Source organism: Pararhodonellum marinum, assembly GCF_015354735.1.
Classification (GTDB): domain Bacteria; phylum Bacteroidota; class Bacteroidia; order Cytophagales; family Cyclobacteriaceae; genus Pararhodonellum; species Pararhodonellum marinum.
In genome coordinates this window covers 1-9,934 of the sequence record NZ_JACEFJ010000024.1, presented here as the reverse complement: position 1 = coordinate 9,934, position 9,934 = coordinate 1, and the positions used below count along the sequence as shown (strand labels likewise).

Annotated in this window: 11 protein-coding genes and 1 pseudogene; 9 read left to right on the top strand and 3 right to left on the bottom strand. The window is 39.1% G+C overall.

Annotation, left to right across the window (positions count from 1 at the left end; translation table 11 throughout):
- The first annotated feature begins 856 nt into the window (after positions 1-856).
- Positions 857-1,306 (top strand): GNAT family N-acetyltransferase, encoded by a 450-nt coding sequence (locus H1A14_RS22770; RefSeq protein WP_194778621.1) that lies wholly within the window; start codon positions 857-859, stop codon positions 1,304-1,306.
- Between the two features lie 271 nt (positions 1,307-1,577).
- On the opposite strand, the gene H1A14_RS22765 is transcribed toward H1A14_RS22770, so the two are convergent.
- Complete coding sequence (locus H1A14_RS22765) at positions 1,578-2,270, bottom strand: VOC family protein (RefSeq protein ID WP_194778620.1); 693 nt, start codon at positions 2,268-2,270, stop codon at positions 1,578-1,580.
- Positions 2,271-2,314: 44 nt separating this feature from the next.
- A complete protein-coding gene (locus H1A14_RS22760) occupies positions 2,315-2,863 on the bottom strand; it encodes a DUF5655 domain-containing protein (protein ID WP_194778619.1) in 549 nt (182 codons plus the stop codon).
- 410 nt (positions 2,864-3,273) lie between these two features.
- Between H1A14_RS22760 and H1A14_RS22755 the strand changes: the two genes are divergently transcribed.
- The 4 genes from H1A14_RS22755 (at position 3,274) to H1A14_RS22740 (ending at position 6,260) form a co-directional block, all read left to right on the top strand.
- Positions 3,274-3,852, top strand: coding sequence for a molybdenum cofactor guanylyltransferase (locus H1A14_RS22755; protein WP_194778618.1), 579 nt, complete (start codon positions 3,274-3,276; stop codon positions 3,850-3,852).
- Between the two features lie 20 nt (positions 3,853-3,872).
- Positions 3,873-4,766: a bifunctional molybdenum cofactor biosynthesis protein MoaC/MoaB gene (gene moaCB, locus H1A14_RS22750; protein WP_194778617.1), complete on the top strand. Its 894-nt coding sequence runs from the start codon at positions 3,873-3,875 to the stop codon at positions 4,764-4,766.
- A gap of 300 nt (positions 4,767-5,066) precedes the next feature.
- Positions 5,067-5,672, top strand: a complete 606-nt coding sequence (locus H1A14_RS22745) for a hypothetical protein (RefSeq protein ID WP_194778616.1) — start codon at positions 5,067-5,069, stop codon at positions 5,670-5,672.
- 489 nt (positions 5,673-6,161) lie between these two features.
- Positions 6,162-6,260 (top strand): helix-turn-helix domain-containing protein, encoded by a 99-nt coding sequence (locus H1A14_RS22740; protein WP_262893980.1) that lies wholly within the window; start codon positions 6,162-6,164, stop codon positions 6,258-6,260.
- A 13-nt stretch (positions 6,261-6,273) separates the two neighbouring features.
- Here H1A14_RS22740 and H1A14_RS22735 read toward each other — a convergent pair whose 3' ends face one another.
- Positions 6,274-6,702, bottom strand: coding sequence for a hypothetical protein (locus H1A14_RS22735; RefSeq protein ID WP_194778615.1), 429 nt, complete (start codon positions 6,700-6,702; stop codon positions 6,274-6,276).
- 112 nt (positions 6,703-6,814) lie between these two features.
- On the opposite strand from H1A14_RS22735, the gene H1A14_RS22730 reads away from it, so the two are divergent.
- The 4 genes and pseudogenes from H1A14_RS22730 to H1A14_RS22715 all read left to right on the top strand — a co-directional run bounded on the left by H1A14_RS22730 (position 6,815) and on the right by H1A14_RS22715 (position 9,909).
- Positions 6,815-7,054, top strand: coding sequence for an exonuclease domain-containing protein (locus tag H1A14_RS22730; protein ID WP_194778614.1), 240 nt, complete (start codon positions 6,815-6,817; stop codon positions 7,052-7,054).
- A 782-nt stretch (positions 7,055-7,836) separates the two neighbouring features.
- Positions 7,837-8,772: a hypothetical protein gene (locus H1A14_RS22725; RefSeq protein WP_194778613.1), complete on the top strand. Its 936-nt coding sequence runs from the start codon at positions 7,837-7,839 to the stop codon at positions 8,770-8,772.
- 317 nt (positions 8,773-9,089) lie between these two features.
- Positions 9,090-9,425, top strand: a pseudogene (locus H1A14_RS22720) (SMI1/KNR4 family protein); the annotation flags it as partial.
- Position 9,426: 1 nt separating this feature from the next.
- Positions 9,427-9,909, top strand: coding sequence for a hypothetical protein (locus tag H1A14_RS22715; RefSeq protein ID WP_194778611.1), 483 nt, complete (start codon positions 9,427-9,429; stop codon positions 9,907-9,909).
- Positions 9,910-9,934: the final 25 nt, after the last annotated feature.

Sequence of the window (9,934 nt, the reverse complement as noted above, 5' to 3'; positions counted from 1 at the left end):
AAGGGTTTTCTCAGGGGATATGATTAATTTGGAATGGATTGAGGTGAAAGCTTGTAAAAGAAGTAAAAGGTAAAAGATTGTAGGTAAGAGGTGGGATGTAAGTAGTAAAAATTGTAAGCAGTAAATATTGTGAGCTTGAAGCTCAAAGGTGAAAGTAGGGAGAACTTGACAGATGTCGGATGATAAAATGGTAAGAAGTGAAAGGTAAGAGGTGGGGGAGGTGAAAAACAGGATATCGGAGAACTGATAATTAGGGGGATGATTGAAGCTGGAAGCTCAAAGGTGAGAACTTGACAGATGTCGGATGACGGATGTTAAAAAGGTAAGAAGTGAAAGGTAAGAGGTGGGGGAGGTGAAAAACAGGATAGCGGAGAACTGATAATCAGGGGGATGATTGAAGCTGGAAGCTCAAAGGTGAGAACTTGACAGATGTCGGATGTTAAAATGGTAAGAAGTGAAAGGTAAGAGGTTGTAGGTGAGATGAGAAATCCCGGAGGGATTCAATACCGAGAGGTTATTAGCCCCGGGTAACAACCCAGGTAGAATGAAATCCCGGATAGGAATAAAACCCTGAAGGGGTTTAAGGAAATAGGGAAAAAGCTTGAAGGTGTCGGATGACGGATGTTAAAAAGGTAAGAAGTGAAAGGTAAGAGGTTGTAGGATGTTATTGGTAAATATTGTAAGCAGGAATTATTGTGAGCTCAAAGTTGAAAGATTCGAAATGCCTAACTCGTAATTCATAACCCTTAAATCAGAACCTTTTGGCATATAATCCCAAAGGATGAAAAACCGAAAAGTTATTGGCGTCGGCTGGTAATCTGGGTTGAATGGAATGTTGGATTTAATACAATAATGCATGATTAAACTGGAAAGAACCGATGCCCAAAATCCTGAATTCAGGAGCTTGGTCGAGCAATTGGATCAGGAGCTTGCGGTCACAGACGGAGAGGACCATGCTTTCTATGACCAATTCAATAAAGTAGATGAGATCAAAGAGGTGGTGGTCGCCTATGAGGAGGAGATTCCACAGGGTTGTGGTGCCATCAAGCCTTTTGATGCCAAGACCATGGAAGTCAAGCGCATGTATGTGCCTCAGGACTTGAGGGGGAAAGGCATTGCGATCAAAATTTTGAATGAACTGGAAGACTGGGCCAGAGAACTCGGCTACGAAAGGTGTGTTTTAGAAACAGGCACCCGACAGAAATCCGCCATTGCCCTGTACCAAAAAAGCGGCTACCAGCGCATACCCAACTACGGCCAATACGAAGAGATGGAAAACAGCCTTTGCTTTGAAAAAATGCTCTAAAATCAACGTAAAAAACTAGCATGGTTTTTTTTTAACCACATAGTTCATATAGGTCAAGCCAAAAAAGAGAAAATCTAATAAAAAACTATGTGATCTATGTGTCCTATGTGGTAGCCCTTTTAAATTTATTAGTAGTGTTCCGTTTTTTTACCACATAGTTCTCATCTTTCAGATACGGGAATTTCCTTATTTATAAATATCTTATGTAAAAATTTTTTAAAATCTTAAATGCCTTATATGGTTAAATTAAAACTTTTGAGACAAATATTGTTCAATCATTAAACACAAAAAAACCCAATCCCCCCGGATCCCTGAGGATGATGTTGTCCACCATACCGGTTTTGTTGAAATAGGTGATTTCCTCCGTAATTGGGATTTGCAGATCGCGGACTTTTTGGATGATGGCAGGATTTTCCTTGCCGTTAAAATACGTCAAAGAGGGATTGAAGAACAAATGGGGGCAGTTTAAGGCCCTCAAAAAGGTGAGGGTAAATCCTTCCCACTGACAGGAAACATAGCCTGATTCAGCAGCCCCTGCCTCTACCTGAAAACCCAATCGGTTATAGAATTCCAAAGACTTTACCATATCAACGGTTTCTATGCTAATTCCGGCAAAGCTTCCCAAAACCCCTGTTTGCCCCTCAAAATCTTCTTTAGCCTCGGTTGCATGGAGGTTTTTTTCCAGTAAATAAACCCAAACCCCACTCGGATCAGCAATCAAATGCCCTCCCTCGATCACAAGAACTTTGGAAAACCCCGATATTGTATCCAATTCCTTTACCCATGTGTCCTTTTTAAGACAAATACCCAGCCTTGCCATCCTATCCGGGTTGATTTCGATGTGGGCTTTTCCATCAGTAAACAGGTTGGGATTTTCCTTTTCGCTGACAAAACCCAGCTTAGCGTAGAAATTACGGCTTTCCTGGAGGTTTGGGGTGGGTGTTTGGATGTAGGCACTTGCCATGTTTTGGCGGATATAGGTGAATGAAAATAGCTATGATTTTTTGATCAACCGGCATGGTCATAAGCCTTTTTGATCCAATCAATCACCTCTTCATCGATGTCTTCCGCAGCGGAAAGGTGGATGGTATGCGAACACATCGCATTCCCGCTTGCCTTTAGTTTTCCTTGAGGTTCCTGACCTTTGAGGTTGATGCCTATTTCAAACCTTGTTTTGGTTACAGGGTGGAGCAGGGCAAACTGCTTTTTGCGCCGGAGACTTACGTTGGCCTTTTTGGGAGCGATTTCCACATCCTCTCCAAACATCTTGATGCTGGCCATCAGTTGCTCATAGATGGGCAGAAAATGTTCTTTTCCTTTGTACTGTGCTGTGATCAAAACATCTTTGTCTTCCACTGAACCTGCATCAGTACCCAGACTTTTCAGTGCCACCATATTGGCAAATCCGTGGGTAAATCCATGCTGGGTTTTTAGGAAAGTCATGATTTGTCCATGTTTGGCCAAATTTTCCTTTTTGACAAGTGCTATCCATTCTTCCAGTGTTTTGCCGGTTTTCTGATGGAGGTTGTAGTGCATTGTTTTTTCTGCCTGATCCATGGTATTGAAGGTTGTTTTGGGTTTCTTCTTAAGCTCAGTGGGATAAGAAGCAAGCTAATTTACCACATTTTTTCCACAGATCGGTTTTGTTCATTTGCTATTTTTTTAGGTTGGAATACATGGATGGGCTATTTGTTTACGAATGAGATGGAAGACGGTGACATGACCGATGTTTGATGACCGGTGACTTGATATGACTTGGAAGTTCGATTTCATTTTTTTATGGAATATCCCTGCTGGCAGCTATTGTCAATAAAAGTCTAACCTCAACCGATATCCATACTGCTTGCCTCCTCAATTATCAATAAATACCAATAGAAATATTATATTGGGTCTGAAATTTCTAAAGCAGCTTTAAAAAACTGGTAAGCCTGTCCCGAAAAAAAATGAAATTGCAGTTCTAGTTCAACATGAAAGTATCACCCACAGCCATCAATGCCTATATTTTGGCAGGAGGAAAAAGTACCCGGATGGGTCAGGACAAGGGCATGACCACCCTTTCGGGAAAACCACTTGTCCTTCATGTATACGAGAGCCTAAAGACGATTTTTGGGGACATCACCATCATTGCCAATCTCAAGGCGTATGAATCCCTGAAGATACGGGTGCTTCCGGATTTGATCCAAGCTAAGGGACCGCTTGGGGGCATCTATTCAGGGCTGAAAGACAGCCATCGGCCGCTCAATTTTTTTATCAGCTGTGACATGCCTTTCATCACAGGAGAAGCCATTGTACACTTGTTGCAGCATGCCCCTCCTTATCAGCTATCCGTGGCAAAAGTAGGGGAAAGGGTGCAGCCGCTGTTTGGTCTATATCCCACCTCCCTCTTGCCTCAGGTAGAAAAAGCCATCACTTCCCATGCGCTCAAAATGACGGACTTTCTGGCATCCAACGGAGTCCATTACATTGAATTTACAGAAGAAAATTGGGCCCGGCAATTTGCCAATTTGAACACGATTGACGCATTAAGGAATCTGGGTCCCAACTGAATAATGTTTAATTTTAATCCATGATCAATATCACCCATAAATCCACCACGCTCAGAAAAGCCATTGCTCAGGCCATCGTACAGGTAAGCTCCCAATATACGATAGAGGCCATGGTGGAGAGAAAAGTACCCAAAGGGGATGTTTTTGAAATGGCCAAGACTGCCGGGCTTTTTGCGGCCAAACGAACATCTGACATGATTCCTGACTGTCATCCTTTGCCCATAGAATTTACCGCCGTTCGGTTTGAGGTAAACGGATTAGAGATCCGGGTGGAGGTGGAAGTGCACACCATCTACAAGACCGGCGTGGAAGTGGAGGCGATGCATGCGGCGAGTGTGGTTGCCCTGACCATGTATGACATGCTCAAGCCCATCGACAAAGGCATTTCCATAAGGGAAATCAAATTACTGGAAAAGCAAGGAGGCAAATCCGATCAAAAAGACCTCTTTGCCCAAGCCCTAAGGGCAGGAGTGGTGATCTGTTCCATGCCTGTGCTCAGCGGAAAAAAGCAGGAAAATGCCGGACAAAGGATCAAGGAAAAATTGGCCAGGCACAAAGTGGAAGTCATTGAATATGCCCTTACCCCCACGGACGAAATCAAAAGCAGGGTCTTGGCATGGGTGGAGAAGGGCCTGGATATGGTGATTCTGAGCGGGGGATCGGGTCTCACCCAAAAGGATCAGACCCCTGAAATCATCCAACCCCTGCTTGACAAGGAAATAACCGGCATAGCGGCGGCAATTCAGCAGTATGGTCTGTCTAGAACACCGCATGCCATGATTTCCAGGACCCTTGCGGGTATGATAGGAGAGACCCTTGTCCTCGTCTTGCCCGGTTCGAGCCGAGGTGCTGAGGAATCCATGGATGCCATCTTCCCGGGTGTGCTGCATATTTTTAAGGGATTGGGGGAGTAAAGACAGAAAGTTCCGAATCCCCATTTGATGATTTGAAATAAAAACCTAGTACTTTAAAGAATGAAAAATATCCGAAACAAACCTTCGCTTATTCCATCAAATATATTTGTATAGGAGAAGGTTTTTTTTCGGGTTTAAAGGTTATAGGCAACCGCTGTCCAGTTGCAGTGTCAGGTCATATGAGACCGGATAAAAACGTACATTGACAACTGAACGGAGCAGAACATCAGATTGGTGTCAGGCCCGAATGGCCCGACACCAATCTGAGTATCGTTGTGGGCAATTTGAAAAAACTAACGAATGACGACTGAAAACAAAAAAAGCAAATTATCAGCCTATGACATTATCGCAATAGTTTCAGCGGTCGGACTAATTGGTTGGATTATCACAGACTTTTTTGGCGGAATGATTATATGGTTGCTCTCATACGGACTTATAATTATCCCAATAACACTTCTTTACACTTTCTCAGTTTTTGATACATTTATTTCATTAATCAGAAAAGGCAATCGGACAAGTAAAATCAAACTAACTTCACACGGAATAGTACTATTCTCAATCATTTCTTTTAATCTGTATCACTCTGAAATTTATAAATCGGAGAGAATTATGACTGCTGTCCTAAAGGACGACCTTTACCATTACCGACTGATTTTAAGAAAGAACGGGAATGTTGAAAATCAAGCTAATGGAATGTTTGGATTTTCGCAGACATTTCATGGGAAATACAAAATTGAAAATGATTTTATAATTTTTAGCGAAAAGCCTTATGACAATGACTTTATTCCAGATACACTCCTAATAGATAAAGAGCAAAATGCGTTATTTATTGAAAAGGATTCAAAAGGAAATTTTCGAACTGAAAAAGAATGGTTAAATCATTTTGAAATTGAAACAAGTGAATAAAAACTGCCCAAACCGGGTATGAATAATGGGGGGCGACCGTGTCCCCCTTAGTGTCATCAAGTTTTTATTTTTTTTCGTGTTGGCGGACAAATCCGTTGGATTTATCCGCAATTAAACAAACCCAAACCCTTAGTCAGAATTTTTAGAATGAAAAAAAAGTATCTCATATTAATTATTATTTGCCTACCGACATTCAGTTTCTTTGCTGGACAAAGTATCAGCAAAGTGACTATTTCGTTTGACGGAATCTACGAGACAACTGGATATTCCGGAGCATGCTGACCCCTCTAAACAGGAATGTTTTTGAACATTGAATGTGGCCTTATTGGTCAGATTCGACTGACATTCCGGCGGATGTTGACCCCCTTTGGATAGATTTTCGGCAAAATTCCGGAGCTTGTTGACCCCTCTTATGAATGGTTTTGGTTTTTTTAGCGGATATTTTCGATCACCGCTAACTATAATCCAATGGCAGGTAAACCAAAACCGATGAGTCAGATTAAACAATTGATCATATTGAAAAAACAGGGTAAGGGGATCAAGACCATTGCCCGAATACTGGATATCAGCAAGAATACTGTCATATAACCCCGAAAAATTTTTAAATAAATGCTCCCATTAAAGCCGCCAATGTTATCGGAAGATACCAATGTTTTAATAGCCAATTTTGCCTTTTGTAATATTCTGATTGGTCTCTAATAAATTCCTGATTCTTTTCTTCTTTCTTTTGTTGGTTATACTTTTCGAAATTAATCTGTTGGGCTCTTTCGGCAACTGATTGTACGGATATGCCAGTTTCGGTAAGTTCAAGAACTTGGGGTTTTCCTCTACCCTCTGAATTGTATTGAATTTTAATTAGATCAATCTTTTCTAAGTATTTGAAAATATGGTCATAATTTAATGGTGGGTAAAAATTTTCACTCTTATGAAATCCATAAGTAAATTCTGCTACTGTACTGGCTAAATTCCTTGGTTTTTGCTTCATCGCCTGAAAAATAAATTCAGCATATTTAAAATCATCATCATTCATATTCAGTCTATTTAGATCGTAAAAAACAGAATAATATTTAATAAAAAATACCCTAAACAGGGATTTTTTGATGTTTGAGAGTTGGTTATACTTGTTTTCAAACTTTTAACCTATGGAAAATCATTATTTTGCGATTGATGTGGAAACAGCCAATGCGGATTACAGCAGAATCTGTCAGGTGGGAGTAGCTGAATTTGAGAATGGAAATATCCTCAGGACCTGGAAATCTTATGTAAATCCAGAACAGTATTTCGACCAGTTTTTTGTAAATGTTCATGCTATAGATCAGGATACTGTAAAAGATGCTCCCAAGATTCCTGAGGTTTTGGAGCAACTTATGAAAGCAAATTAAAGAAACTTAAACCAGGTGGTTTTTACAGACTGAAAGTCAGTAATATCCATCCAGGATTGTATTAAGTAAATTTTGATCACCAAGATTTCTCAAATTCTGAGACTTTGAAATTTCCCAGTTTAGCAACCCTTCCAATAGATGCAATAGCTAGTGCTCTATCAGGTATGAACTCAATCGGTGGTGTAGTCGGGTAAAAAACAATACGATATTTCTCTTGAAAATGCTTTTAATTTGGATTTTAATTTTGAAGAGTTTCAGAAGCGAATAAAAGATGTTGAAAAAAAGTCAGTAAGTGCTAAGGAAATTGCTAGAGAAATTTTAATTCAAAATAGGGAATTGTTAACTGATTCAATTTTTTATACTTCATGAAATACAATCAAATGTATCAAAGGATATCAATGCTATTCAAAACCTCCACCTGAATAACCTGACCTTGAAAAATAAAGGGGTTTTTGGAGATGATATGAATATGGTTGAAATATTGGCTTATTTGGAGGGCCATGTGAGTAATTTAGACAGACTTTCTAATAACATTAAAAAACAATATAAAATATTCGTAAGACTACGGAGATATACACCTTTGTGAGTGAAAAAAAGATCAAAGAGGTCAAATCCCCATTTGATGATCTTTAAAGAAAAAATCGGTATAATTAAACCCTGATAAAAGTCCCCATTTATCAGGCTTATCCCTCTCAATTTGGGGTGATAAGCCTGACCAGGTCAGGGGTATAAACAAGTTAGTGGCAACCCTAAGACGACACGACCAATCAAACTAAAAATAAATGGGAACACTCATACTTTCATTTCCGCCACCAAGAAATTGGCAAGACTTTGAACAACTTACAAAGGATGTTGCAAAATACCGGCTTGCTGGAGATTTTGAAAATTATGGACGGCAGGGACAAGCTCAGGATGGTGTTGATGTGTATGGCTGGGATAAGGATGAAGTCAATAGCGGTTTGCAGTGTAAACACAAAGGACACACTCCTGCGACAGCGAAGAAAATTGTTACAACAATCACGACAAAAATCATTGACGCTGAACTCATACTTGCTGACACTTTTACGCCAAAACTTGACCGCTTTATAATCGCAACAACGACATTTAGAGATGTAGAAATACAAACTCACATCAACAATTTAAATGACAAAAGGAAAGGCAAAGGACTTCCAAAAATTGAAATATGGTTTTGGGAAGCATTTGAAGAAGAAATAAATAAGCATTCCGAGTTAGCATATTTTTACTTTGATGAAATTCTAAAGAAATTCAATCAATATGACAAGGACATTCACATACTTGCACTATTGAAACATTCTTTAAGCAGACCAGCATTTAATACCAATTTTCATTCAGAAAATAATTGCGAAGACTTTCTTAAAGCAATTTCCGACACTCAAAGAGCCTTTAATACAGGGAAATTGTATGACCGTGATGGCAACTTGCTAACAACATCTTATCCAGCAAAAAATTTAAGTAAACAGGAAGACCGTAATGAGATTACTATTATTGAGAGACTGCTTCAAAAAATAAGAAACTTTACTACAGATAATTTGAGAGAAGGCAACATTGAGCAACGGGATAATTTCCTGTATTTTCCTGGTGACTGGCAAACAAAAGTAAGTGAAACCTTAAACAGCGACAGGAGAGAAATTATTGATACGCTTAACAACATTTTAAAGAGACACAACATAGAGAAAGTAGAAACACATATACGTTAACGAACAGGGCAGCCACTAACACGGGTTTTGCGTCAGGCGGGCTGACATGCAAACTTGGAGCTTTGTGCTTCTAATGAACTTTAGTAATAAATTGAAGCTTTGTGCTCCGAAACCCGCCCGAACGCAAAGCCCGAAACCGTTGTGCGTCATTTTAAAGAGACTCCGATATGAAAATTGAGTTTAAAGAATTTTGGGATTCAAATTACTATAACAATCCGACTTTGACTGATATAATGATAATTGAAGCAGAGCAAAAATTAGGTGTAAAACTACCTGAAACATTTCTAACCTTGCTTAAATTTTAAAATGGAGGCTATACAAAAGGTTTTGCCTTTCCAATGAAAACGAAAACAACTTGGGCAGACAATCATATACCATTGAATGAACTATTTGGAATTGTTTTAGACGAAAATTCAGATTCGGGACATAATATAATTCAATCTTCGTATATGACAACCGAATGGGGCTTACCTGAGAAACAAGTTTTACTAACCGGAGACGGACATTGGTTTATAACATTAGATTACAGAAAAGGAGAAACCCCGACTATCAGGTGGATAGATTGTGAATGTGGAGAGGATATTTATGTTGCCAATTCATTTGATGAATTTTATGAAGGATTAGTTAGTGAAGACCATTTTGCAATTGATTAAAATGAATTGGACAGAACTTAAAGAAAAAATATATTTCTGGGACGGTTCTTGGCGTGACATTTACGTTTTGCAAACGACCCTTGACGATAATAAAAAATGGACAGACTATGTCAATGAAAATTACCACATAGAGTGGTTTAATGGTTTGACACAGACAGACGAGAATAGAATTTATTTTGAAGTAATAAAAGAATTTTGGAACGGAAACCACGACTTATGCTCAACTGCAAAAGTTTTCATAGACAAAATCCAAATTAACAATCACTTTTTTGTGGACTCTGAAATTGAAAATGATATTGACCCTAGAGAAATAAATACAATTGAAGACCACAAAAGAATTGTAAAATATATGTCTAATTTATCGCTAATATTAGACAAATCAATAATACTGACACCTGAGAATGACAAAGAAATCATATTAATGAAAGTATCAAAGGATGGAATTGAATACTCAGATAACATTGACCCAAAAGAATGGAAATAAGACTGAGATAAAAAAACGAACGCAC

Bases quoted from the DNA above. Each gene is read 5' to 3' on its own strand.
- H1A14_RS22770 (WP_194778621.1), top strand. From the start codon at position 857: ATGATTAAACTGGAAAGAACCGATGCCCAAAATCCTGAATTCAGGAGC.
- H1A14_RS22765 (WP_194778620.1), bottom strand. From the start codon at position 2,270: ATGGCAAGTGCCTACATCCAAACACCCACCCCAAACCTCCAGGAAAGC.
- H1A14_RS22760 (WP_194778619.1), bottom strand. From the start codon at position 2,863: ATGGATCAGGCAGAAAAAACAATGCACTACAACCTCCATCAGAAAACC.
- H1A14_RS22755 (WP_194778618.1), top strand. From the start codon at position 3,274: ATGAAAGTATCACCCACAGCCATCAATGCCTATATTTTGGCAGGAGGA.
- moaCB (WP_194778617.1), top strand. From the start codon at position 3,873: ATGATCAATATCACCCATAAATCCACCACGCTCAGAAAAGCCATTGCT.
- H1A14_RS22745 (WP_194778616.1), top strand. From the start codon at position 5,067: ATGACGACTGAAAACAAAAAAAGCAAATTATCAGCCTATGACATTATC.
- H1A14_RS22740 (WP_262893980.1), top strand. From the start codon at position 6,162: ATGAGTCAGATTAAACAATTGATCATATTGAAAAAACAGGGTAAGGGG.
- H1A14_RS22735 (WP_194778615.1), bottom strand. From the start codon at position 6,702: ATGAATGATGATGATTTTAAATATGCTGAATTTATTTTTCAGGCGATG.
- H1A14_RS22730 (WP_194778614.1), top strand. From the start codon at position 6,815: ATGGAAAATCATTATTTTGCGATTGATGTGGAAACAGCCAATGCGGAT.
- H1A14_RS22725 (WP_194778613.1), top strand. From the start codon at position 7,837: ATGGGAACACTCATACTTTCATTTCCGCCACCAAGAAATTGGCAAGAC.
- H1A14_RS22715 (WP_194778611.1), top strand. From the start codon at position 9,427: ATGAATTGGACAGAACTTAAAGAAAAAATATATTTCTGGGACGGTTCT.